Here is a 22,574-nt window from a genome sequence, read left to right on the forward strand (position 1 = left end):
GCGAGTCTCGCGGAGTTAGCGCAGGGTTTGGCGTAGGGCTGGGAGCAGGATGCGGTCTGCTGGGAGCCACGGCACCTGGTTCAGTTGGCCGGACTTCAGCCAGCGCAGGGCCGCGTGGTCGTGTGGGTGGGGTGTCGCCGTCGGGTCTGTCAGTGTTGCTCGGTAGATGCGCAGCAGCTTTCTTCCCGGCAGTGCGACATCCGGGCCCACTGCCGGGCCGACCGTCACCTCGACGCCCAGCTCCTCCTGGCACTCCCGCACCACCGCGTCCACATCGGACTCGCCCGGTTCCACCCGTCCGCCGGGGAGTTCCCACAGGCCTGCCGCGTCCGCCGGGTAGGACCGTTGCTGTGCGAGCAGTGCACGGGACCGCACGATGGCCGTGCCCACGATCACCGGTGCGTCGGCCAGCGCGAGCGCACGGGACCGCACGCCCGACGCCAGCGCGGTCACCAGCGAGCCGCGGCCCTCGCACGTCACCAGCGTTCCCGGCCCGTGCGGTGTCAACGTCACCGTGAACTGGCACCGCGGGCCACGCACCGCCACCGCCGACCAACCGTCCACGGTGGACGAGACGACCCGGAAGCGCCCGAACTCCGCACCCGGCCCCAACGGCAAGGCAGCGGACACGACCCGAGGCGGCACAGGCACCACGAACGACTCACCACGAACCCTGAACGAACTCACGTCGGCACCCACACCACGCCCCTGAACGACCTCACGTCAACGCTCGCCACCGCACCTGGAACCTCGCCCCGCCCTCCGGCGCCTCCGTCACCTTCACCGCGCCGCCTCGGCGGCGGACGACCTCCGCCACCAGTGCCAACCCCAGCCCGGAGCCGCCGGAGTCCCGGGAACGGTCGTCCTGCACACGGTAGAACCGGTCGAAGACCTTCTCGCGGTGCTCCGGCGCGATGCCGTGGCCGTCGTCGTCCACCACCAGCCACACCGACGACGCCCGGGACAGCACGGTCACCGTGATCCGGGCTCTGGCGTGCCGGGCCGCGTTGCGCAGCAGGTTGTCCAGCACCAGGTCGACCTCCGCGGGCGCGGCCTCCACCCAGCACGCTCCGGACGCGAGGTGTGTCTCCACCACCGGCGTATCGGACGGCAGCCGGTCGACCGCCGCGCGGGCCGCCGCCACCACGTCGACCGGCACCGCGGCCGGCCATTCGCCCGCGTCGGAGCGGGCCAGCGCCAGCAGGCCGTCGACCAGCGTGGACAGCCGCTCCGACTCGTGCACGACGTCGGCGAGGACCTCGTGTGACAGCTCGGGATCCGGGTTCGCGACCGCCACCTCGGCCTGGACGCGGATCGACGCCACCGGCGAGCGCAGCTCGTGGGCGGCGTCCCCGGTGAACCGGCGCAGCCGCGCGGTCGCCTCGTCGCGGCGGGCCAACAACGCGTTGAGCGCCGCCGCCAGCGACCGGAGCTCGTCGTGAGCGCTGGGCAGCGGCAGCCGACGACCGGACGGCAGCTCGGACGCCGCGGCCCGCATTCGTTCCACCGGCCGCAGCGACGACCGCACCCCGAGCCACGTCGCGATCCCACCGGCCGCCGAGCCGATCAGGGCCGCGATGACCAGCCAGTTGAACGCGCGGTGCTGCGCCGGGTAGTAGCCGGTGAGGATGGTGCCAACGACCACGAGCCGCTGCGAGCCGTCCGGTGCGGACGTGACCGTCCCCAGCCAGCGACGCGGCGGGTTCTCCGACAGCCGCAGCACCGGCGTCCCGGCCTTGAGCACCCGCAGCTCGGGCGCCGACAGCGGGGGCGGCGGGCCGCCGTCGACCGGGGTGCCGGCGGTGTTCAGCACCCGCGCCTCCATGCCGACCGGCCCGGCGGTGGCCGTGCGACCGGCGCCGACCTCGGCGAGCGCGGTCGTCAGGATGGGCTGCAGCTGCGCGTCCGCCGCACTCACCAGCAGCGGCCCGATGAGCCGGCTGGTCACGAACGCGAGCGTCAGGAAAACGACGAGCGTCACCGCCGTCCCGACCGTGGTGATCCGGAACCGCAGCGAGCGCCGCAGCCACAGCCGCCCGACAATCCGGCCGACAATCCCAGTCAAGACGTCACCACGCCCGCTCCGTGGCACCGGAACGCTCCGCAGGCTCCGCTGCACCGGCGCCCTCCGCGGTCGCGGCGCCGTCCTGAGCGACGATGATCGCTCCGCAAGCTCCGCTCAACGCGTTCGAGGTTCGAGCACGGCGTCCAACTCGGAGGAAGACGCCAGGTATCCGTGGCCACGCACGGTACGCACAATGCCACCAGCGCCCGCGGCGTCCAACTTGCGCCGCAGGTAGCCCACGTAGACCTCGACCGCGTTGCGGGTGGCCGCCAGCTCGTCGCCCCACACGGTCCTGAGCAGCTCGTCCTTGGTGACCACCGCGCCGGCCCGGCTGATCAGCACCTCCAGCACCGCGAACTCACGGGGGGACAGCGGCACCAGCTCCCCGGCGAACCGCACCTCCCGCACGGCCCGGTCCACGACCAGCTCGCCGACCTTCAGCCGCCGCTCGGCCCCCTCGGCGGCGCCCCGGCGCAGCACGGCCCGCACCTGCGCGACCAGCACCACGAACGAGAACGGCTTCACGACGTACCCGTCCGCGCCGAGGTCGAGCCCGTCGGCCTGGTCGATCTCGCCGTCCTTCGCCGACACCAGCAGCACCGGGGTGGTCACGCCGTCGGCTCGCAGCGCCTGAAGCACCCGGTAACCGGACAGTCCGGGCAGCATGATGTCCAGGAGGATCACGTCGAACGCGCCGGTCCGGGCGATGTCCAGCGCGGACGGCCCGTCAGCGGCGGTCACGACGTCCATGCCCTCCGCTCCCAGCCCACGCTGCAGCGCTCGTCTGACCCCCAGCTCGTCGTCAACCACCAGCACGCGCGGTCTCATGCGCACAAGCATGCCCCGTCACGGCGCTGCCGTGGGTCGCTGTCTCAGCAGACTCTCAGGTGACCGGCCGCTCTCAGGGCCATCTCAGTAACCGTGGGGCAACCTCAATGTCACAGGTAGCGAAGACACGAGGGGTGAGAGATGAACTCGAGGAAAGCGGCGCTGTCGTTCGCGGCGGCTGGAACCGCGGCGGGGGTCGTCGGGTTGGTGGTGCTGGCGACGCCGGCTGGTGCTGGGGAGGCACCGCCGACGTTGCCGCAGGTCAGCGCGGAGGCGCTGGTCGAGTCGGTGCTGAACGCGAAGATCCCCTCGTTCTCCGGGTCGGTCGAGGTGGACAACAACCTCGGCCTGCCGATCCCCGGCATGCCGGCGGCCGCCCCCGGCGAGGAGGCCGCGCATGTGTGGGCCGACGGCTCCGGCAGGACGCGGCTCGCGGTCCCAGGGCGCCAGGACGAGACGACCATCATCGACGACGGCACCACCGTGTGGGTGTGGGAGTCCGAGTCCAAGTCGGTCACCAAGGTGCCGCACGACGAGGCGGCCACCGACAAGCCGCTCGAGGGCAAGTTCGCCGACCCGGCGGCCGCGGCGACCGAGCTGGTCACCTCCATGCAGAAGGACTCCACGGTGACCGTGGACGGCACCGCGCGGGTCGCGGACCGGCCGGTCTACCAGCTGGTGCTCACGCCGAAGCCGACCGAGCGCACGCTCCTGCGGGAGATCCGCGTGTCGGTCGACGCCGAGCTGCGGATCCCGATGTCGGTCGAGGTGCTCGCCAACGGGCAGGCCGACCCGGCGGCGAAGATCGGGTTCACCGAGTTCAGCCACGAGGCTCAGGACCCGAACCTCTTCACGTTCACCCCGCCCGCCGGGGCGACGGTGACGGAGAAGAACGTCGACGAGGAGCTGACGCGGGGCGGCGAGGGCTTCGAGGAGTTGCTGGCGCAGGCGGACGTGAAGACCGTCGGCGAGGGCTGGGACATCGTGCTCACCGGCAAGGTGCCGGCCGAGGCGCTGTCTGCCGCCGAGGACATGTCCGGCCGGTCCGACCAGAACCTGTTCGGGCTGCTCGAGACCGTCGGCAAGAAGGTGACCGGGAGCTTCGGCACCGGGTACGTGATCACGACGCACGTCGGCACGGCCCTGATCACCGAGGACGGCAAGGTCGCCGTGGGCGCCGTGCCGGAGCAGGTGGTCGTCGAGGCGATCAAGACAGTCAAGTGAGTACCTTCACCACCATGACCGAGATCGAGGAGGAGGCCCCCGCGGTGAGTGCCGCGGGGGCCCCCGCCCGTCTGGCGGGCAGGACCCGCAACCTGCGGAAGGTCTACGGCAGCACCGTCGCGGTCGACCACGTCGACCTGGACGTGCCGGTCGGTGCCGTACTCGGCATGCTCGGACCCAACGGCTCGGGCAAGACCACCACCATCCGTATGCTGCTTGGCCTCGTCCTGCCGACCGCGGGCTCGGTCGAGCTGCTCGGTCACAAGATGCCCGAGGGCGCCGGCTGGGCGCTCCCTGAGGTCGGTGCGTTGGTCGAGGGCCCCGGCTTCCACCCGTTCCTGTCGGGGCGGGAGAACCTCATGCGGGTCGCGGCCGCCGAACCGCACCTGGCGAGCAGGGACATCCCGCGTGCGGTCGGCCAGGCGCTGGAGCGGGTCGGGCTGTCCGCGGCCGCCAACCGGCGTTACCGCGGCTACTCGCTCGGCATGAAGCAACGGCTCGGACTCGCGTCCGCGCTGCTGCTCCCACGCAAGTTCGTGGTGCTCGACGAGCCGACGAACGGGTTGGACCCGGCCGGCACCCGTGAGGTCCGTGCCGTGATCGCCGATCTGCACGCGGCCGGCACCACCGTGCTCGTCTCCTCACACCTGCTGGCCGAGGTGGAGGCCACCTGCACGCACGTCGCCGTGCTGCACAAGGGCTCCGTGGTCGCTCAAGGCGGGCTGACCGAGCTGCTGGAGTCCGGCGACTCCGGTCTGCTGGTGTCCACCCCGGACGTCACGGTCGCGGTGAACGCGTTGCGGGACAACCGGATCCCGGCCCGCGAGGCGCCGACCGGCGTGCAGGTCGACCTGGCCGCGACGACCGCTCCGGAGGTCGTGGCCACGCTCGTGCGGGCGGGCGTCGCGGTGCACGAGGTGCGCCGGCAGCGGACCGGGCTGGAGGACCTGTTCGCACGGCTCACCGAGTCGTCTGGCACCGGCCCCCAGCTGTCCGAAGTGGACACGTTCGAGGAGCGACCATGACACTCGCGGTGGACGCGTCGCTCGTCACGGAGCAGCGCACCAGGGCGCCGCTCGCCCGGCTGTTGCGGTCCGAGCTGCGGTTCATGATCCGCCGGCCACGCACGCTCGTCGCGTTCGGTGTGCTGGCGGTCGCGCCGATCATCGCGGGGATCGCGATGTCGGTGGCGTCCACGTCGGCGCAGGGTGGCTCCGGTGACCAGGTGATCGACGGCGTGGCCGCGCTGGTCGCCGACAACGGCCTCATCCTGCCGGTCTTCGTGCTGGTGCTGTCGATGACGATGTTCCTGCCCATGCTGGGCGCCATGTGGTCGGCGGACGCGCTCGCCGGCGAGACGCAGACCGGCGCCCTGCGTGGGCTGTTGCTCGCGCCGGTGAGCCGGGTGCGGCTGCTGGGCGTGAAGGCGTTCGGCGTCGCCGTGCTGACGTTCCTGGCGGTGGTGGTCCTCGCGGTCGTCGGCGTCCTCGCGGGCCTCACGATCCTCGGCGGCGGGGGCATGGTCACGTTCTCGGGCACCACGCTGCCGTTCTGGGACTCGATCGGCCGGATCGGGCTGCTGGTCGTGCTCGTGACGATCCAGGTGTGGGCGGTGGCCGCGGTCGCGCTGGCGATCTCGTCGGCGACCGAACACCCGCTGGTGGTCATGGCCTCGACACTCGGCGGCATCATCATCTTCAGCATTCTCAACAACATCTCCGGGCTGAGCTGGCTACATCCGGTGCTGCTGACCGACGGCTGGAACGCCACACTCGCCGACGTGCTCCGCGACCCCATCCCGCCGGACAACCTGACCGACGGCGTGCTGCGGGCCGCCTGCTACATCCTGATCGGCTACTCACTCGCCCTGGCGAGAATGTCCACCAAGGACGGCTAACCCGTCCGCGTCGAGCGCCAGGTGGACCCGGTCCCCTGGCGTCTCGGCGATACCAGCGACCGCGTCGACCAGCTGGTCCGTGCCGTCCAGGCGGACCTGCAGTCGGACGTGGTCGCGGCGGTGCACGGACCGGATGAGCTTGCCGGAGATCCCCGTCTCCGCCAGCCGCAACGCGGTCGGGCGCAGGCCAAGGGTGACCTCGCCGTCCGGCGCCCACGGCAGCGCCGCCGAGCCCAGCTCGCAGGTCACGACCCCGTCCCGGACCTCCCCGGGCACGAACAGGCCGCAGCCGAGGAAACGGGCGGTGTCCTCGTCGACCGGGTGCCGCCACACCTGTTCCGGCGGACCGGTCTGTGTGATCCTCCCGGCCCGCATGACCGCCACGCGGTCGGCGAGCGTGAACGCCTCGTCGTGGTCGTGGGTGACCACGAGCGCGGTCGCGCCCGCCACCCGCAGCACGGCGGCCAGGTCCATCGCCAGCTGTTCACGCAGGGCCCGGTCCAGCGCGGACAGCGGCTCGTCGAGGAGCAGCAGGCGGGGCCGGGGCGCGAGTGCCCTGGCCAGCGCGACCCGCTGCTGTTCGCCACCGGACAGCTCGGTCACCCTGCGGTGCTCGTAGCCGGCGAGGCCGACCATCTCCAGCAGCTCCGCCACCCGCGTTTCCCTGCCCGGCAGCCTGCGCATCCGCAGCCCGAACGCCACGTTGCCCGCCACGTTCCGGTGCGGGAACAGCTGCCCGTCCTGGAACACGAGCCCGAAGCCGCGACGGTGCACAGGAACACCCGCGAGATCCGTGCCGTCCCAACGAATCACGCCAGCCGACGGCGGTTCGAGGCCGGCCACGGCACGCAGCAGCGTCGACTTGCCGCAGCCGGACGGGCCGAGCAGCGCCAGCACCTCGCCGTCCGCCACCTCGATGTCCACTTCGGACACCGCGGTCAACGCGCCGTAGCGCACGGTCAGCCCGGCTACCGCCAGCATCAGAACTCTCCCACCGGCACGCGTACCCATTCGACGAGCGCGACCACCGCGACGGTGACCACCACCAGCAGTGTGCACGCCGCGTACGCCATCTGGTTGTTCAACTCTCCCGGCCGCGAGATCAGCCGCGCGATCGCGACCGGAAGCGTGGCCGTGTCCGGCCGGGCGAGGAAGCTCGTCGCGCCGAACTCCCCCAGCGCCACCACATAACCGAACGCGGCCGCGGTCAGCAGCGACCGGCCGGCCATCGGCACGTCCACCTCCCGCCACACCCGCCACGGGCCGGCGCCCAGCGACGCGGCGGCCTGTCGGAGCCGCTCGTCGATCGACCGCAGCACCGGCAGCATGATGCGGATGACCAGCGGTGTCACCACGAGTGCCTGTGCCAGCGGAACGAGCGCGGCGGACGTGCGGAGGTCGCCGGGCAGCAGGTCCAGCGTGATCAGGTAGCCGAAGCCGACGGTCACGGCGGACACGCCGAGCGGCAGCATGAACGCGGTGTCGACGACCTCGACGTACCGAACCCGGTTACGCGCCAGGGAAACCAGCACCACGCTGGCCATCGTGCCGAGCGTGACCGCGAGGACCGTCGCGTCCGTGGCCGCCGCCAGCGAGTTGCGTACGGCGTCGAGGCCGGAGATCTCCAACGAGCCCTCGTACCCGAAACCGGTGAGCGCCCGCCAGCCGTCCAATGTCGACAAAGAGCGGGCGACGAGTGTGCCGACCGGCACCAGCAACACCGCGACGACGCCGTACGCGAGTGCCACCACGACCCACTCACCGCCGGCCGGCCGCCGGGCCGACTCCGCCCTGCCACGGAGTTTCAGCGCGGTCTCCCTGCGGCGACGCGCGACCGCGCCGATCGCGAGCGCCGCGACGACCGCACCCAGCTGCAGCAACGACAGTGCGGCCGCACCGGACAGGTCGAGCAGTTCCACGGTCCGCAGGTAGATCTCGGTCTCCAGCGTGCGGAGCCGAGCGCCGCCCAGGATCAGCACCACACCGAAACTGGTGGCACAGAACAGGAACACGACCGCCGCGGCCGACCCGATCGCGGGCGCGAGCGCCGGGAGCGTGACGCTCGTGAACGTCCGCGCCCGGGACGCGCCCAGTCCCCGTGCCGCGTCCTCCGCGCGCCGGTCGAGGTGCGTCCACAGCCCGGCCACCGTGCGCGCCACCACCGCCACGTTGAAGAACGCGTTGGCCAACACGATCGCCCAGACCCCGCCGTCCGGCATCAGGGCGCGGAACGCCAGGCCCACCACGACACTCGGCAGTACGAACGGCACCAGGATGATCACACGCACCAGCCCGAGGCCCGGCATCCTCGTGCGGGCCAGCAGAAACGCGACCGGCATCCCGGCGAGGACGGCGACGGCCGTCGAGCCGGCCGCCTGCGCGACCGTGAACCCGACGACCCGCCACACCTCCCCGGTCGCGAGCGTGTCGAGCACACCGCCTTCCGCGAGGCCGAGCCGCAGGATCGCGACGACCGGCCACACGAAGAAGACGGCGAGAAACCCCAACGGCACCAACGCGATGAGCGCAATGCCGGGGGGCTGTGCCGAATTGCCTCGCTCCGCTCGGCGTTCGCGGGCCTGTACCCGGTGTCTTCCCTCCCTGCGCTGCTCGGCGGCTCGCTTCGCTCGCGGCCTCCGCTGCTCGCTCAGTCCAGACACCGGCGGCCCGCTCAGCCCTGCACTATGCCGCGCCACTCGCTGATCCACCGCTCCCGGTTCTGCTGGATCTCCTCGGCCGGCAGCTCGGCGGGCGCGGTCGGCAGCGGCGCCGCCTTCTGCCAGGCCTCGGGAAGGGCAACGCCCTTCCGCGTCGGGTACACGTACATCTGGTCGGGCACCTGCGACTGGAACTGTTCGGACAGCAGGAAGTCCATGACCTTCCTGGCGTCGTCGGAGTTCTTGGCGCCGTTCAGCACCCCGGCGTACTCGACCTGCCGGAAGCACGTGTCCAGCACGGCCTTGGTGCGTGGCGTGCCGTCCTCGGCCACCTCGGCGGCCGGCGACGACGCGTACGACACCACGATCGGACGCGGGCCCTTGCCGGACGAGCCGGAGAAGGCCTGCGTGTAGGCCTCTTCCCAGCCGCTGACGACCTGAACACCGTTGGCCTTCAGCGCGCGCCAGTGGTCCTGCCAGCCGTCCTCGCCGAACTCCGCGATCGTGCCGAGCAGGAAGGCGAGGCCGGGCGAGGAGGTCGCCGGGTCCTCGACCACGAGCAGGTCCCTGTACTCGGGTTTCGCCAGGTCGGCGTACCCGGCCGGCTCGGGCACACCCTTCGCGGCGAGTGCGGCCGGGTCGACGTTCAGGCACACGTCGCCGAGGTCGACGGCGGTGAGCCGGTTCGTGTCGTCGAGCTGGTAGTCGGCCGGGCCGTCGGCCTTGACCTCGTACGGGGTGAACACGTCCTCGTCGAGCGCCCGGGACGCGAACGTGGTGTCCACGCCGTACGCGACGTCACCGATGGGGTTGCCCTTGGTCAGCACGAGCTGGTTGGTGAGCGCGCCGGCGTCCCCGACCTTGCGGACGTCGATCGTGATGCCGGTCTCCCTGGTGAACGCGGCCAGCACGTCCTCGCCCATGGCGAACGAGTCGTGGGTGACGAGCACGACCTTCCGCTCCCCCTGGTCGTCACCGCCGCCGCCCAGCGAGCAGCCGGCCAGGACCGCCGCCAGCGCCACCGTGAGTACGCGAAAACGCATCGCTGCCTCCCTCCCTGCGCCGGCATGACCCGGATCAGGTTCGAACGGTCGAGGGCTCTTCAGGCCCTCCTCTCAGCCCGGCTGCTTCCGGGCTCCCGTGTGGTCCATCCAGCGTACCCAGACCCGAGACGGCACCATTGGACGCATGCCCCAGCTGCTCAGTGACGAAGAGATCGGCAAGGCCCTCGGTCGCCTGCAGGACTGGCGCCTGGACGAGGGCGCGCTGGTGCGTGAGGTGGAGCTGGCGAGCTTCCCGCACGCCATCCAGGTGGTGAACCGGGTGGCGGAGATCGCCGAGAACGACAACCACCACCCGGACATCGACATCCGCTGGCGCACGCTCACGTTCCGGTGCAGCACGCACTCGGAAGGTGGCATCACCGCACTCGACGTGTCCCTCGCGGAGGAGATCGACGGCGTGGTCGCCGCGCTCAGCTCGTAGCGAGCGACACGATCACGTAGACGACGAAGAGCAGCGCGACGATGTTGATCGCCACCATCCACCCTCGGCCAGGGGTCTGCTGCGGCGTGAACCCGATCCCGCCACGCATCCACTTGAAGGCGGGCGTGCGGTAGTACACGGTGACGGCCTGTCCCGGATACACGGCGACAGGCAGTTCCGCCGCCCCGAACACGCCGAACCAGCGGCCCGAGACCCGGAGGTGGTAGTTCCCCGCGGGCAGGTCGAACGGGACCTCTCCCCACGAGACCTTCGACGGCTGCCCGTTGATCTCCACCTGCACGCCGGTCAGCGCGAACAGGAACCCCGTCGCGGGGTATGAGGACTGGACGACCAACCGTCCGATCGCGGGCGGCGGTCCAGCGGGGTAGCCACCGTACGGCGGCCCGTAGGGCGTGGTCACGGGCGCGTTCTCCAGTCAGGTCAGCGGGACGGTGGCGAGCGGTACGAGTTCGGTGTCGGTCTTCGCGAGTTCCATCACCATCTCCGCGGTCCTGCCGTTCGTGCGCAGCGTGGCCACCATGTTGCCGATGTACGGGCCGCAGATCTTCTCCCACTCCACGGGTTGCGGCTCGGAGTTCCGGTGCGCCCACCACCGCGTGACCGCTGCGAGCGGGCGCCACCACGCGACGCGGAAGAACGGCCGCAGCCACGGCGGCAGCTTGTTGTGCACCGGGGAGCACACCAGCTGGTACACGGCCGCCTTCACCGGCTCCGGGAAACGCACCCGCGCCGCGTACCCGTGGTGCACGTCCCCGGACAGGACGGAGATGGTCGCGGTGTCGGTCCGCGCGATCCGCTCGATCAGCCGCGCCAGCCGGTCCGAGGAGGCGCGGAACGACGCCCAGTGCTCGAGGTCGCCGACCTGTCGCACCTTCTCGGCGAGCCTGCCGCGCCAGCCCGGTCGGCGGCAGGCGACCTCGTTCATGGACTGGAGGTGGCTGATGGCGTGCGGCAGCAACCACGGCAGCGACGAGCCGATCAGCAGGTGGTCGAAGTCGCCGTGGGCGTTCTCCTCGATCCACTCGAACTCGCGGTCGCTGACGATCTTCCGCGCGCCCCGGTCGAGGATGCGACCGGACCGGGTGTCGATCACGAGGAGCCGCACGTTGCCGAAGTCGCGCCGGTAGGTCCAGCGGGTGCCCTTGTTGCCGTTGACCTCCTGCCGGGCCCGCTCGGCGAAGTCGTGCAACAGCTCGGCGGCGTCCCCCTCGATCGAGGTGACCTTCTGGTACAGCTCGTCCTGCGCGAGGTCGTCCGGGCTGAGGTTGCCGATGTGCTGGTAGATCCAGTAGCTGGCGAGCGCGCCGCGTTCCCGCTCGTGCCACCAGGACGTGCTGGACATCTCGTCCCGCCAGGCCTGCGAGGTGTTCCAGTCGTCCCGCACGTCGTGGTCGTCGAAGATCATCGAGGTCGGCACGGTGGACATGAGCCAGCGGACCGGCGGCGTGCGCCATGCCTCGTGGTAGAGGTGGGTGTACTCCTCGAAGTTCGCGATCTCCTGCCCCGGCGGCTCGTCGACCGACCGGCGTTTGGCGAGCCACTCCTTGGTCGCCTCGGTCGTCTCGTCGGCGTAGACCTGGTCACCGAGCAGCATCAGGGTGTCCGGCCAGTCCCGCTCGTCCTGGTCTCGCATCCGGTGGGCGAAGGTGGCGAGCGCGTCGGCGCCGAACACGGGGTCGTCGGGCATCCGGCACGAACCGAAGAGCATCGAGAACTGGGGGTCGCCGCCCTCCGGGAAGGTGCGGATCCGGCTGGGTGGATACCCGTCGGCCGGCCAGACGGTGTCGCCGTCGAGCGCGACCTCGTACGGGGTGCTCGTCCCCGGTTCGAGCCCGGTTACCGCGACGAGCGCGTAGTGGTGCCCGGCGACGGTGAACGTGCGTGCCTCGGCGTCAGCCACGCGGACGGTGCACGGTTGGTCTGTCTCCACCCACACGGAGGCCGACCTTGAGTCGACGTGACGCAACAGCGGGCCGATCAGCAGTGTGGGCACTGCACCATCAAACAAGACGTGCCAATAAGGTGTCACCCACCTGGTTGAGTTACCGCATGAGGGAGCGGGGATGGCTGAGGTTCTCGAGCTCCGGCAGTACACCCTCCGCCCTGGCCGGCGCGACGAGCTGATCGACCTGTTCGACCGCGAGTTCGTCGAGACCCAGGAGGCCGTCGGCGCGCAGGTGTTGGGCCAGTTCCGCGACCGCGACGACGCCGACCGCTTCGTGTGGCTGCGGGGCTTCGCCGACATGCCGACGCGCGGCGCGGCGCTGCCCGCGTTCTACGGCGGCCCGGTGTGGCGCGAACACGGCGGCGCGGCCAACGCGACGATGATCGACTCGGACGACGTGTTGCTGCTGCACCCGGTCAAGGACCTGGACCTGACCGGCCAGGACCGCGGCGGCCCCACCACCCTGGTGACGATCACGCTGTACCACCTGCCCCCGGGCGGCGAGGACGCGTTCCTTGACTTCTTCGCGGCGGAAGCCGAGCCGATGCTGACGGCAACGGGCGCCCCGCCCCTCGCCGTGCTCCGCACCCTGCACGCGGAGAACAACTTCCCCGCACTCCCGTTCCGCGAGGACGCGAACGTGGTGGCGTGGATCGCGTCGTTCCCCGGCCAGGACGAGCTGCGCGAGCACGTCCGCCAACTCGGCCGCGAGCCACGATGGACACACGACACACTGCCGATGCTGACCAAGCAGCTAGCACGCCCGCCGGAGCAGCTGCAACTGTCCCCGACAGATCGGTCACTACTCCGTTAGGGCGTCGTCGTAACAACTGTTGGCACTCGCGCGACCCTCCGGTCAGCACCCCGTCAGGAGGTCACGATGAGTGCGCAGGATATTTGGGAAGTGCCCGTGGTCGACGCTCTAGAGCGTGAACGCACCCTCGTGGTCACCGTGTCCGACGGCCGGGTGGCCGTCGTGCCCCCACCGGGCGAGGGCTTCTACCTTCCGGCCCAGTCGGTGTGGCAGCTACACGAGGCGATCCGCGCGGCGGCCATCATCGCAACGAAGACAACCAACGGCCGCGCAGCGGTCTAGGCACAAAGGGGCACGACTGCCCTGCGTCACAGCACTCACCACGTGCTCACGGCTCAAGCGCCGGCCTGAATCGGACATTTTCACCACGGCCACGCCCGTTGACCGCGACCAGTCCCTGGCTCGCGGCCGCAGGCGTGCCCGGCTGGCGTATGAGACAGCAATCTGATGGACCCGGCCTCAAATCTGGACGCAGCCCGGGTAGCTGGCTCGGCAAAGAGACGTCGCCGTGGACACCGTGTCCGACGGCCGCGCAGCGGCGTGACACACACTAGCTTTGATGCATGACCTCGCTGCCAGACTGGATGCGCCCTCCGCGCACGGAGGGTTGGTTCGCGGAGGATCTGGATCGCCTCCCCGAGGCTCCCCGCCATACCGAACTGATCGACGGCGCGCTCGTCTTCGTGGTGTCACCGCAGCGGGTCTGGCACGCCCGTGTCGCCACGGCACTCACCAACGTGCTCACCGCGCTGGCGCCAGACGGCACCGAGGTGGATCGAGAGGTCACCATCCGCCTGGATGACCGCAATCGACCCGAGCCCGACATCATCGCCACGACGGCACCTGTCGACGGTAGTCGGACCTGGTTCTCTCCCATGGACGTGGTACTCGTCGTCGAGGTGACGTCGCCTGAGTCGGAGCACCGCGATCGCACAGTCAAGTTGCGCAAGTACGCCGAAGCCGGGATCAAGCACTACTGGCTGGTCGAGGAAGAGAACAACCGGCCAGTCGCGCACGTCTATGAACTGGACGAGCCGACCACGACCTACGCTCCGGTCGGCATCGTCCGCGGCAAGCTCGAACTGAGTGTGCCGTTCCCGATCACGATCGACCTGGACAGCCTGTTCCCGACTAGACGTTGAAGCGGAACTCGACCACGTCGCCGTCGGCCATGGTGTAGTCCTTGCCCTCCATGCGAACCTTGCCCGCCGCCTTCGCTGCGGCCATGGAGCCGGCCTCGACCAGGTCGTCGTAGGAGACGATCTCCGCCTTGATGAAGCCGCGTTCGAAGTCGGTGTGGATGACGCCCGCGGCCTGGGGAGCGGTCCATCCCTTGTGGATGGTCCACGCCCGGGACTCCTTCGGGCCCGCGGTGAGGTAGGTCTGCAGGCCCAGCGTGGCGAAGCCGGCGCGGGCGAGGGAGTGCAGTCCCGGCTCGTCCTGGCCGATCGACTCGAGCAGCTCTCGCATGGACTCCTCGTCGTCCAGTTCCAGCAGCTCGGCCTCCACCTTCGCGTCGAGGAAGACGGCGGCGGCCGGGGCCACCAGCTCGGACAGCTCCGCGCGACGTTCCGCGGACGACAGGACCTCCTCGTCCGCGTTGAAGACGTAGAGGAACGGCTTCACGGTGAGGAGCGAGAGCTCACGGAACAGCGAGACATCCACTTCGGACTGCGCGGCGAACAGGGTGCGCCCGCTGTCGAGCACAGCCTGGGCCGTTTTCACGGCCTCGAGGACGGGCCGTGCCTCCTTACGGGTGCGGGCTTCCTTCTCCAATCGGGGCAAAGCTTTCTCAACCGTTTGGAGATCCGCCAGAATGAGCTCCGTGTTTATCGTCTCAATGTCCGACGACGGGTCGACCTTGCCGTCGACGTGTACCACGTTCGGGTCGTCGAACACGCGGATGACCTGGCAGATGGCGTCCGCCTCGCGGATGTTCGCCAGGAACTGGTTACCCCGGCCCTGCCCCTCGGACGCGCCGCGGACCAGGCCCGCGATGTCCACAAAAGACACTGTGGCCGGCACGACGCGCGCGCTCTCGAACATGCGCGCGAGGACGTCGAGCCGCGGCTCCGGCAGCGGGACGACGCCGACGTTGGGCTCGATGGTGGCGAACGGGTAGTTGGCCGCCAGCACGTCGTTGTTGGTCAGGGCGTTGAAAAGGGTCGACTTGCCGACGTTCGGCAGCCCGACGATCCCGAGGGTCAAGCTCACTGGCGTAACTGTACGTGCCCCGTTCAGCCCCCCGACGTTGCACCTGTCAAAGGATTAGACCGTTTGGACCCTAGCCAGGTTGAAGCAGCTCAACAACACTCCGTGAGCACCTGTGGACTCGATCAGGGCCCCAGATAACAAGAAGAGGGACTTTGGGATGACCCAACGTGAATCGCGCCGGCGGGGAATCGGCGCAGCGTTCACGGCGGCGGTACTCGGCATCTCGCTTACCGCCATTACGCCGACCGCCAGTGCCGCGGACCCAGCGCCGACCAAAGACGCGGAGGACCTGCTCGGGAAACAGGATCGTGACCTGCTGATCCAGGCGGAGCAGGCGGGTAAGAGCACCGTCACCGTGCTCGTGCTCGCCAAGGACGGCCAGGCCTCGCAGAGCGTCGACCAGCTCACCAAGGCCGGGGCGACGGTCCAGTTCCGCGCGGACGAGGTGGGGTACGTCCGCGCCGAGGTGCCGATCGACAAGGTGGAGAAGGTCGCGAAGCTGTCCGCGCTCGCCGACCTCGACCTCGACCGGGTGTTCGACCTCGGCGAGCCGGCACCGCAGGGCATCTCCGACCCGACGCCGCAGCCGGCGCCGGGCGCGAACACCCCGTCCGTCAACCCGTACATGCCGACCGGTGAGACCGGCGCCGCCCAGTTCGTCGAGCAGAACCCGAAGTTCGACGGCCGCGGTGTGACGGTCGGCATCATCGACTCCGGCGTCGACCTCGGCCACGCCTCGCTCAACACCACGAGCACCGGCGAGCGCAAGATCACCGACTGGGTCACCGCGACCAACTCCGCGTTCAACGCGAACGGCGTGAACCTGGACAACGACCCGACCTGGATCGACATGCGCAGCCCCGCGCCGGGGCAGCCGTCGACGTTCCGGTTCGGCACCTTCAACGAGCGTGACGCGCGCCTTGGCGGCCAGGTCGGCAACGACGTCAACCGTGACGGCAACCCGGCCGGCAGCCAGGGCCTGTTCAGCGTGCTGTGGGACACCGCCACCGACACGGTGTGGGTGGACACCAACCAGAACCGGGACTTCTCCGACGACAAGGCTCTGACCAACTACAAGGTCAAGGCCGACCAGGGCGAGTTCGGCCGGGACAACCCCGCCACCCCGATCCGCGAGTCGATGCCGTTCGTCGTGCAGACGGACAAGACCAACCAGGCGGTCAACATCGGCATCGTGTCGAGCCAGCACGGTTCGCACGTCGCGGGCATCGTCGCCGGCAACAAGCTGTTCGGCGGCACCATGAACGGCGCGGCGCCCGGCGCGAAGCTGGTCTCGGTCCGCGTCTGCCTGTTCGTCACCGGCTGCACGCTCCACGCGATGGAGCAGGGCATGATCTACGCCGCGCAGAACGGCGTCGACGTGCTCAACATGTCGGTCGGTGGCCTCGACCCGGTCAACGACGGTGAGTCCAACACCGAGAACCTGTACGACCGCCTGATCGACGAGTTCGGCGTGCAGATCTTCATCTCCGCCGGCAACGACGGCCCGGCCGTGAACACCGCGAGCCGCCCGTCGCTCGGCCAGAAGGTGATGAGCGTCGGCTCGTACATCTCGAAGGCCTCGTGGCAGCGCAACTACGGCTCGGACGTCGCGCAGGAGGACAACCTGCACCCGTTCTCCGGCCGCGGCCCGACCGAGGCAGGCGGGTTCAAGCCGGACATCATCGCGCCTGGCTCGGCGATCTCCACGACGCCGACGTGGCAGGCGGGCGGCCCGGTCGTGGGCACGTACGAGCTGCCGCCGGGCTACACGATGCTGCAGGGCACCTCGATGGCGTCCCCGCAGGCCGCGGGCGCCGCGGCGGTCCTGGTCAGCGCGGCCGTCCAGGAGGACGTCTCGCACCGGCCCGACCAGCTGCGCACGGCGATGAAGTCGTCGGCCCGGTACCTGGGCAACTACCAGGCGTACGAGCAGGGCAACGGCCTGATCAACGTGCAGAGGGCATGGGACCTGCTCCAGGCGGACATCAAGACCGTCAGCATCAGCTCCTCGGTTCCGGTCAACACGATCCTGTCCGGCCAGATCCGCCCGACGCCGGGCATCGGCTCCGGCATCTACGACCGTGAGGGCGTGAAGTCCGGCGACCGGTACGTCCGCGAGTACACGTTCAAGCGGACCTCCGGCGTGACGCACCCGCTGACCTACAAGGTCAACTGGGTGGGCAACGACGGCACGTTCAGCTCGCCGGCCGCCATCACGCTGCCGCTGAACAGCGCGGTGAAGTTCCGGGTGACGGTGAACGCGCGTGGCGCCGGCATCCACTCGGCGATCATGAACCTCGACAGCCCGATGACCACCGGCATCGAGTACCAGACGCTGAACACGGTGATCGCGGCCGAGGACTTCACGTCGGCCAACGGCTTCGAGGTCAAGCACGGCGGCGAGGTCGGGCGCAACGACTGGGTGAGCTACTTCGTGCGGGTGCCGGCGAACGTGCCGGCGCTGAAGGTGGACCTGCAGGGCGGTGGCACCACGCCGGGCGCCGGCCAGGTCCGCTTCCTGCGCTACCACCCGTTCGGCATCACGGTGGAGAGCAACACGGCCACCACGAACTGCTACAACCCGCCGGTGCCTGGCAGCAACTGCAACGGCACGGACAGCCCGACGACCCGCACGTTCACGAACCCGACCCCGGGTGTGTGGGAGATCGTGGTCGAGGCACGGCGCACATCGGACACGGCGTTCGCCCCGTACACGCTCGCTGTGTCGGTGCTCGGCGCGGCCGTGTCGCCGAACCCGGACACGATCGAGACGGCACAGCTGAACCAGCCGCTGTCGCGGCAGTACACGCTGACGAACTCGTTCCGGGCGTTCAACGGCCGGGCCTCCGGCACGAACTTCGGCAGTGCGCGGATCGAGCGGCCGTCGATCGCGGACCAGGCGGCGACCGAGTTCCCGATCGAGGTGCTGCCGGGTGCGACGCAGCTGCGGGCCACGATCGGCAACCCCAGTGATGTCACGGCCGACCTGGACCTCATCCTGCAGCGATGCACGACCGGCACGTGTGTGACGGTCGCGAGCAGCACGAGCTCCAGCTCGCAGGAGGCGGTCACGGTTGCGAACCCGGCGGCGGGCGCCTGGAAGGTGATCATCGACGGCTTCTCCGTGCCGGCGGGCACCACGAGCTACGACTACCTGGACATCTTCACCGGCGCTCCGTTCGGTTCGGTCTCGATCACCGACGCGAACGCGAACCGCCCGGCCGGGTCGGCGTGGACGGTGACCGGCACGGTGACGCCGGGCATCGTGCCCGCGGCGGGCCGGGTCCTGCTCGGCAACGTCGAGATCCGCACGGACGCGAACGTGCTGGTCGGGACGGGTCAGGTGATCGTCCGCTCGGTCTCGTAGCGGTTCATCACGGTTTGTCGGCGGCCGCCCTCGGGTTCCCGGGGGCGGCCGCTTCATGTCCGAATCCCGCGAGCCACGGCGGGTGGGCGCTGGCAGCATGGATGTCGTGCTGATTGACGAGGACCAGTGCTACCGGGCGTCGATGTCGAGGGACGCCCGCTTCGACGGCCAGTTCGTCCTGGCCGTGCGCACGACCGGCATCTACTGCCGCCCGTCCTGCCCGGCGATCATGCCGAAACGCAGCAACGTGGAGTTCTTCACGACGGCGGCGGCCGCCCAGCAGGCCGGCTTCCGCGCGTGCCGCCGCTGCCTGCCCGACTCCGTGCCGGGGTCGCCGGAGTGGAACCTGCGAGCCGACCTGGCCGGCCGGGCCATGCGCCTGATCACGGACGGCATCGTGGAACGCGACGGCGTGCCAGGCCTGGCGTGCCGCCTGGGCTACTCGGAACGTCACGTGACCAGGGTCCTGACGGCGGAACTGGGTGCCGGCCCGCTGGCGCTGGCGAGAGCACACCGTGCCCACTCGGCCCGCCTCCTGATCGAGACGACGACGCTTCCCTTGGCGGACATCGCGTTCGCGGCGGGCTTCGCGAGCGTGCGCCAGTTCAACGACACGATCCGCACGGTGTTCGCCACGACCCCGACGGGCCTACGCACGGCGGCGGCCAAGCGCCACCGCACGCCCACCACGGCGGGCAAGGTGACAGTGCGCCTGCCGTACCGGGAGCCGTTCGACTACGAGGGCCTGCTGGGCTTCCTGAACGCCCGCGCGATCCCGGGCGTTGAGGCGTTCGTGGACGGCTCGTACGGCCGCACGATGCGGCTGGCGCACGGCACGGGCACCGCATGGCTGACGCCCACGCCGAGCCACGTGACGTGCACGCTGTCGCTGACGGACATGCGAGACCTCGGCAGCGCGGTGGCCCGCCTACGCCGCCTGCTGGACCTGGACGCCGACCCGGGCGCGGTGGGCGAGGTGCTGGGTGCCGATCCCGCGCTGGAAGCACAGATCCGCAAGAACCCCGGCCTCCGCCTACCGGGCGCGGTCGACGGCGTCGAGATCGTGACGAGAGCGTTGATAGGCCAGCAGATCTCGGTGGCAGCGGCCCGCACCGCCCTGTCGACGCTCACCACGGCCCTGGGCGAGCCACTGTCCACACCGGACGGACCACTCACCCGACTGTTCCCCACGCCGGCGGCGATCGCCGAACACGGCGCGACAGTGCTGACCGGGCCCCGACGCCGGATCAACACGATCCTGACGGTGAACGCTGCGCTCGCCGCTGGCGAGCTGGACGTGCACGTGGGTTCCGATCCGACCGAGCTTTCCATCGCACTGCAACGGTTCTCGGGCGTCGGGCCGTGGACTGCCGGGTATGTGCTGATGCGCGTGCTCGGCGCGCCGGACGTGCTGTTGACCGGGGACGTCGCGTTGCGCAAGGGAGCCGCGAACCTGGGACTGCCGTCGACGCCGGACGAACTGTCAGCGCATGCAAGCGCCTGGCGCCCGTGGCGCAGTTACGCCGGCATGCACCTGTGGTCAGCGGCGTAGATCGTAAAACTGGCGCCATGCGAGGAAGGCGTCCTTCAGCACACCGCCGGACCGCGGTGACTCATCTTGCGTCACAGGCAACCTAGTCGATCCGGCTTCGCCAGCTCCCGCTTGGCTGAACCGGGCGCTGCAGGAAGGCCTGGACATGGCCGTGCCTCGAAAGAAGCGATAGGGACGTTCAACGACATGAGCGCGTCTTTCAGGACATCGCCCGTGGCGCAACCACGTCATTCGCAATGGACCCCCGCCGCGCTAGCGGGCCTCGCACACCAAGCGAACTCAACCGGCACAAGCCGTCAGCAAGATCATCCCCCGTATAGAATCCCAGCCCCCACCCGATCCCGGGGGCGTCCCGCCGTGCCAGTCTACCGGTACGGGGTGACAACCACACCGATGTCGATCTTGCCTGTGGACAAGTGGGGTACCTGTGGACAACCGCCGTCGCGGCCGCGCTCCGTGTCGGTGTTGCCTGGGAGAATTGAACCTGGGGGCCGGAGGCCGGCGCCGGCTACAAGCCGCAGCCGCAGGAGTTGCGGTGCATGAATGTCGTTTGTAGGCGGACTGTTGTCGGTTTGCGGGTTGGGTCCGCGATTCGGTCCACGAGGAGGCGCACCGCGGTTCGGCCCATTTCGGCGATTGGTTGGGCCACGGTGGTGACCGGTGGGTCGACCAGGTCCGCCCAGTCGACGTCGTCGTAGCCCACGACTGCCAGGTCCCGGCCGACCTTCAGGCCACGCGCGCGGCACTCGTGGAGCGCGCCGGACAGCATCACGTTGTTGCCCGCCACCACGGCCGTCGGTGGGGACGGCAGTGACAGCATCTGCGTGAGCGCCGCGGCGGCCGGTTCGGCGGCGGACGATCCCGACACCACCAGCGACGGGTCCCACGTCAGTTTCGCCCGGCCCAGTCCCAGCCGGTAGCCCAGTACGCGCTCGGTCGTCGTCGTCAGGCCCTCGGTGCCGCTGATCATGCCGATCCGGCGGTGGCCCACCGACGCGAGGTGCTGCACCAGCCCCGAGGTGGCGTAGATGTTCTCCGGGCCCACCTGGTCAACGTCCTGGGCCGTCGTCAGCCGGTCAACCAGCACCAGCGGGATCTTCAGCTGCCGCAACTCCTTCAGCACGACCGCGTCGGGGGACGCCGTCAGGATCAGGCCGTCGACGCGGCGGGAGCGCAGCGTGCGAACCGCCGCCTGTTCCACCGACGGCTCGTCGTGGGTGTCCGCGAGGACCAGCGTGTATCCCGACTTCGTGATCTCGTGCTCCATCGAGCGCAGCAGGTCCGCGAAGTACGGGTTGGCCACCAGGGAGATCGCCACGCCGAGGGTGCGGGTGCCGCCGGTGACGAGAGAGCGCGCGATAGCGTCTCCCGTGTATCCGGTCTGCTCGACCGCGGCCAGCACCCGCGCCTTTGTCTCAGGCGCCACGGATCTGGTCGAATTGACCACGTGCGACACCGTGGTGATGGACACGCCGGCTAGCTCGGCGACGTCCTTCATCGTGACCACGGACAGCTCCTTGATCGAGGAAGCGGCGCAAGCGTTTGCGCAAACGGTTGCGTCACGGTACTGACCGCAATAACTTCCCCGCAAACCAGCCCTGCCAACGGAGGTGTCGTGCGCGTAGCCGCGATCGTGCTCGCCGTCCTGGTCATCGTCTTCGGACTGACCATCGACACGTTCCTCGACCTCGACAACCTGTCGCTGGTCGTCCAGCAGTCGCTGGTGATCGGCACACTCGCACTCGGCCAACTGCTCGTCGTCCGCGCGGCGGGCATCGACCTCGCGAACGCCGCGATCGCGGTGTTCGCCACGCTGCTGATCGCGAAGCTCACCATCATCGGCACGAGCGGCGCCGTCGCGCTGGTGGTCGGCATCGTCGCGGCGGTCGCGATCAGCGGCGTCACGGGTGGACTGGTGACCTGGCTACGACTGCCGCCGTTCATCGTGACGCTCGGCATGCTGACGATCGTGACCTCGGTCAGCCAGATCTACGCGCAGGGACAGAGCTTCCCGGTGACCGACGGGACGCTCGGCTGGCTCGGCACCGCGAAGTACCTGTTCGGGCGGGTCGAGGTCACCTACGGCATGGCGGTCATGCTCGTCATGGTCGTCGGCCTCTGGTTCGCACTGAGGAAATCCGCGTGGGGCAAGCAAGACCTGCCCCACCAAACGATCCTGTCGGTGTATCTCGTGGCCGGGCTCTGCTACGGCATCGCGGCGTGGCAGGCGCTGGGCCGGGTGCCGAGCGCGGACCCGAACGCGTTCCAGCTCGGCAACCTGGACTCGATCACGGCCGTGCTGATCGGCGGCGCGAGCCTGGCCGGTGGGCGGGGCGGTGTGGCGGGCACGGTGATCGGCGCGTTGATCGTGGCGGTGCTGCGGTCCGGGCTCTCGCAGACCGGCCTCAACAGCCTGTACCAGGACCTGGCGGTCGGCGCGCTGCTGATCATGGCCGTCGCCGTGGACCGGTTCCTCCGAGAGAAGCAGGTGACGGACCAGTGACG

The 22,574-nt window shown here is 70.0% G+C and carries 20 protein-coding genes and 1 riboswitch; of the genes, 10 read left to right on the plus strand and 10 right to left on the minus strand.

Going from position 1 to position 22,574, the window contains the following annotated elements; translation table 11 throughout:
- Positions 1 to 15 precede the first annotated feature (15 nt).
- The 3 genes from VF106_RS29650 to VF106_RS29660 form a co-directional block, all read right to left on the minus strand.
- Complete coding sequence (locus VF106_RS29650) at positions 16 to 687, minus strand: (deoxy)nucleoside triphosphate pyrophosphohydrolase (RefSeq protein WP_330843171.1); 672 nt, start codon at positions 685 to 687, stop codon at positions 16 to 18.
- 31 nt (positions 688 to 718) lie between these two features.
- Positions 719 to 2,065 (minus strand): sensor histidine kinase, encoded by a 1,347-nt coding sequence (locus tag VF106_RS29655; protein ID WP_330843172.1) that lies wholly within the window; start codon positions 2,063 to 2,065, stop codon positions 719 to 721.
- A gap of 114 nt (positions 2,066 to 2,179) precedes the next feature.
- Complete coding sequence (locus tag VF106_RS29660; RefSeq protein WP_330843173.1) at positions 2,180 to 2,893, minus strand: response regulator transcription factor; 714 nt, start codon at positions 2,891 to 2,893, stop codon at positions 2,180 to 2,182.
- Positions 2,894 to 3,034: 141 nt separating this feature from the next.
- Between VF106_RS29660 and VF106_RS29665 the strand changes: the two genes are divergently transcribed.
- The 3 genes from VF106_RS29665 to VF106_RS29675 are packed head-to-tail and all read left to right on the plus strand — an operon-like array spanning position 3,035 to position 6,014.
- On the plus strand, positions 3,035 to 4,117 hold the full coding sequence (locus VF106_RS29665; protein ID WP_330843174.1) for a LolA family protein: 1,083 nt from the start codon (positions 3,035 to 3,037) through the stop codon (positions 4,115 to 4,117).
- Between the two features lie 14 nt (positions 4,118 to 4,131).
- Positions 4,132 to 5,142, plus strand: a complete 1,011-nt coding sequence (locus VF106_RS29670; RefSeq protein ID WP_330843175.1) for an ABC transporter ATP-binding protein — start codon at positions 4,132 to 4,134, stop codon at positions 5,140 to 5,142.
- A complete protein-coding gene (locus tag VF106_RS29675; RefSeq protein WP_330843176.1) occupies positions 5,139 to 6,014 on the plus strand; it encodes an ABC transporter permease subunit in 876 nt (291 codons plus the stop codon). The genes VF106_RS29670 and VF106_RS29675 overlap by 4 nt, the downstream gene beginning before the upstream one ends.
- Here VF106_RS29675 and VF106_RS29680 read toward each other — a convergent pair.
- The 3 genes from VF106_RS29680 to VF106_RS29690 all read right to left on the minus strand — a co-directional run bounded on the left by VF106_RS29680 (position 5,976) and on the right by VF106_RS29690 (position 9,714).
- Positions 5,976 to 6,998 carry an ABC transporter ATP-binding protein gene (locus VF106_RS29680; protein ID WP_330843410.1) on the minus strand — a complete coding sequence of 341 codons (1,023 nt, stop codon included), beginning with the start codon at positions 6,996 to 6,998 and terminating at the stop codon, positions 5,976 to 5,978. The genes VF106_RS29675 and VF106_RS29680 overlap by 39 nt on opposite strands.
- A complete protein-coding gene (locus VF106_RS29685) occupies positions 6,995 to 8,527 on the minus strand; it encodes an ABC transporter permease (RefSeq protein ID WP_414639091.1) in 1,533 nt (510 codons plus the stop codon). The genes VF106_RS29680 and VF106_RS29685 overlap by 4 nt, the downstream gene beginning before the upstream one ends.
- Before the next feature lie 158 nt (positions 8,528 to 8,685).
- A complete protein-coding gene (locus VF106_RS29690; RefSeq protein ID WP_330843177.1) occupies positions 8,686 to 9,714 on the minus strand; it encodes a thiamine ABC transporter substrate-binding protein in 1,029 nt (342 codons plus the stop codon).
- Positions 9,707 to 9,823: riboswitch (TPP riboswitch) on the minus strand. Its footprint overlaps the gene before it by 8 nt.
- Positions 9,824 to 9,859: 36 nt before the next feature.
- Between VF106_RS29690 and VF106_RS29695 the strand changes: the two genes are divergently transcribed.
- Positions 9,860 to 10,156 carry a 4a-hydroxytetrahydrobiopterin dehydratase gene (locus tag VF106_RS29695; protein ID WP_330843178.1) on the plus strand — a complete coding sequence of 99 codons (297 nt, stop codon included), beginning with the start codon at positions 9,860 to 9,862 and terminating at the stop codon, positions 10,154 to 10,156.
- Here VF106_RS29695 and VF106_RS29700 read toward each other — a convergent pair.
- Positions 10,146 to 10,577, minus strand: a complete 432-nt coding sequence (locus tag VF106_RS29700) for a hypothetical protein (RefSeq protein ID WP_330843179.1) — start codon at positions 10,575 to 10,577, stop codon at positions 10,146 to 10,148. The two genes, VF106_RS29695 and VF106_RS29700, sit on opposite strands and share 11 nt — an antisense overlap.
- A 15-nt stretch (positions 10,578 to 10,592) precedes the next feature.
- Entirely contained in the window at positions 10,593 to 12,170 is a 1,578-nt protein-coding gene (locus VF106_RS29705; RefSeq protein ID WP_414639092.1) for an alkaline phosphatase D family protein, read from the minus strand.
- Positions 12,171 to 12,240: 70 nt separating this feature from the next.
- On the opposite strand from VF106_RS29705, the gene VF106_RS29710 reads away from it, so the two are divergent.
- The 3 genes from VF106_RS29710 to VF106_RS29720 all read left to right on the plus strand — a co-directional run bounded on the left by VF106_RS29710 (position 12,241) and on the right by VF106_RS29720 (position 14,078).
- Entirely contained in the window at positions 12,241 to 12,936 is a 696-nt protein-coding gene (locus VF106_RS29710; protein ID WP_330843181.1) for an NIPSNAP family protein, read from the plus strand.
- A gap of 66 nt (positions 12,937 to 13,002) precedes the next feature.
- The gene (locus VF106_RS29715) at positions 13,003 to 13,218 is read left to right on the plus strand and encodes a hypothetical protein (RefSeq protein WP_330843182.1); all 216 of its coding nucleotides are present in this window, start codon (positions 13,003 to 13,005) and stop codon (positions 13,216 to 13,218) included.
- A gap of 281 nt (positions 13,219 to 13,499) precedes the next feature.
- Positions 13,500 to 14,078 carry a Uma2 family endonuclease gene (locus VF106_RS29720; protein ID WP_330843183.1) on the plus strand — a complete coding sequence of 193 codons (579 nt, stop codon included), beginning with the start codon at positions 13,500 to 13,502 and terminating at the stop codon, positions 14,076 to 14,078.
- On the opposite strand, the gene ychF is transcribed toward VF106_RS29720, so the two are convergent.
- Positions 14,068 to 15,150, minus strand: coding sequence for a redox-regulated ATPase YchF (gene ychF / locus VF106_RS29725; RefSeq protein WP_330843184.1), 1,083 nt, complete (start codon positions 15,148 to 15,150; stop codon positions 14,068 to 14,070). The two genes, VF106_RS29720 and ychF, sit on opposite strands and share 11 nt — an antisense overlap.
- A gap of 157 nt (positions 15,151 to 15,307) precedes the next feature.
- On the opposite strand from ychF, the gene VF106_RS29730 reads away from it, so the two are divergent.
- Positions 15,308 to 18,517: a S8 family serine peptidase gene (locus VF106_RS29730; protein WP_330843185.1), complete on the plus strand. Its 3,210-nt coding sequence runs from the start codon at positions 15,308 to 15,310 to the stop codon at positions 18,515 to 18,517.
- A 97-nt stretch (positions 18,518 to 18,614) separates the two neighbouring features.
- Positions 18,615 to 20,069, plus strand: coding sequence for an AlkA N-terminal domain-containing protein (locus VF106_RS29735; protein ID WP_330843186.1), 1,455 nt, complete (start codon positions 18,615 to 18,617; stop codon positions 20,067 to 20,069).
- A gap of 508 nt (positions 20,070 to 20,577) precedes the next feature.
- On the opposite strand, the gene VF106_RS29740 is transcribed toward VF106_RS29735, so the two are convergent.
- On the minus strand, positions 20,578 to 21,567 hold the full coding sequence (locus VF106_RS29740) for a LacI family DNA-binding transcriptional regulator (RefSeq protein WP_330843412.1): 990 nt from the start codon (positions 21,565 to 21,567) through the stop codon (positions 20,578 to 20,580).
- Positions 21,568 to 21,684: 117 nt separating this feature from the next.
- Between VF106_RS29740 and VF106_RS29745 the strand changes: the two genes are divergently transcribed.
- Positions 21,685 to 22,572, plus strand: coding sequence for an ABC transporter permease (locus VF106_RS29745; RefSeq protein ID WP_330843187.1), 888 nt, complete (start codon positions 21,685 to 21,687; stop codon positions 22,570 to 22,572).
- Positions 22,573 to 22,574 lie beyond the last annotated feature (2 nt).

The sequence above is a fragment of the Actinophytocola sp. genome, from assembly GCF_036378875.1.
Classification (GTDB): Bacteria; Actinomycetota; Actinomycetes; order Mycobacteriales; family Pseudonocardiaceae; genus Actinophytocola.